Origin of the sequence: Streptomyces yokosukanensis, from assembly GCF_001514035.1 — a bacterium.
Lineage (GTDB): Bacteria > Actinomycetota > Actinomycetes > Streptomycetales > Streptomycetaceae > Streptomyces > Streptomyces yokosukanensis.
Map to the genome: position 1 here is coordinate 1 of NZ_KQ948279.1, position 1,647 is coordinate 1,647.

The following is a 1,647-nucleotide window of genomic DNA, read 5'->3' on the forward strand; positions in this document are numbered from 1 at the left end:
GATACCGAAGGAGGACACCGCGGCGCGGCGGGGGCGGCCGGTCTCGGGCCAGGGGGTGGCCGATTCGAGGAGGGAGACCGCTCCCTCGGACCAGTCGACGTGCGGGGTCGGCTCGTCGACGTGCAGAGTTTTGGGCAGGACGCCGTGGCGGATCGACTGCACCATCTTGATGATGCCCGCGACACCGGCCGCGGCCTGCGTGTGACCCACGTTGGACTTGATGGAGCCGAGCCAGAGGGGCTGCTCGGCCGTGTGCTCCTGGCCGTACGTGGCCAGCAGCGCTTGCGCCTCGATCGGGTCGCCCAGCGTGGTGCCCGTACCGTGGGCCTCGACGGCGTCGATGTCAGCGGCCGTCAGGCCGGCGTTGGCGAGGGCCTGACGGATGACGCGCTGCTGCGAGGGCCCGTTCGGCGCGGTCAGGCCGTTGCTCGCCCCGTCTTGGTTGACGGCGGAGCCGCGGACCACCGCGAGGACGGGGTGGCCGTTGCGGCGGGCGTCCGAGAGCCGCTCGACGAGCAGCATGCCGACGCCCTCGCCCCACGCCGTACCGTCCGCTGCGGCCGCGAAGGGCTTGCACCGGCCGTCGGTCGCGAGACCGCGCTGCACGCTGAAGGCGATGAACGTGCCCGGGGTCGCCATCACGGTCACGCCTCCCGCGAGGGCGAGGTCGCACTCGCCGTTGCGCAGGGCCTGGACCGCGAGGTGCAGGGTGACGAGGGAGGAGGAGCAGGCCGTGTCGACCGTGACGGCCGGGCCTTCGAGGCCGAAGGTGTACGAGACGCGGCCCGAGACGACACTGCCGGAGCTGGCCGTGCCCATGTACCCCTCCAGGCCCTCGGGGGCGCGGTGGAGGAGGGTGCCGTAGTCGTTGTACATGACGCCCGCGAAGACACCGGTCCGGCTGCCCCGCATGGTGGTCGGGTCGATGCCGGCCCGCTCGAAGGCCTCCCAGGTGGTCTCCAGGAGGAGGCGCTGCTGGGGGTCGGTGGCGAGGGCCTCACGGGGCGAGATCCCGAAGAAGGTCGGGTCGAAGTGGTGGGCGTCGTGGAGGAAGCCGCCGGTGGTGGCGTAGCTGCTGCCCGGCCGGTCGGGGTCGGTGAGGTTCTCGATGTCCCAGCCGCGGTCGTCGGGCATGGCGGAAATGGCGTCGCGGCCGTCGCGCACGAGTCCCCAGAGGTCTTCGGGCGACCGGACCCCGCCGGGGTAGCGGCAGGCCATCGCGACGATCGCGATCGGCTCGTCGTCGTGGACCGTGGCGGCGACGGTGGTTCCGGCCGCCGTCTCCTGGCTGCCCAGCAGCTCGGCGAGCAGGTACTCCGCCAGTACGGCCGGGTTCGGGTAGTCGAAGACCAGGGTCGCGGGCAGGCGGACACCGGTGACCCCGCCGAGCCGGTTACGCAGTTCGACGGCGGTGAGCGAGTCGAAGCCGACCTCGTTGAACGACCGTGCCGGGTCGACCGCTTCGACACCGGCGAAGCCGAGCACCGCCGCGACCTGCCCCCGTACGAGGTCCAGTACGGCCGCGGCGCGCTGGTCCTCGGCCAGCGCTGCGATCTGCCGGGCAAAGGCACCACCCGCGGCAGCGCCGCTGCGGGACCGGCGCGTAGCAGTACGGACGAGGCCGGTCAGCAGCGGCGGGATCATGCC

1 protein-coding gene is annotated in these 1,647 nt (G+C 72.8%); it reads right to left on the bottom strand.

All coding sequences use genetic code 11. The features are described 5' to 3' along the window. On the bottom strand, nucleotides 1-1,647 hold a 1,647-nt coding region (locus tag AQI95_RS44140; RefSeq protein WP_167362015.1), incomplete at both ends, for a type I polyketide synthase.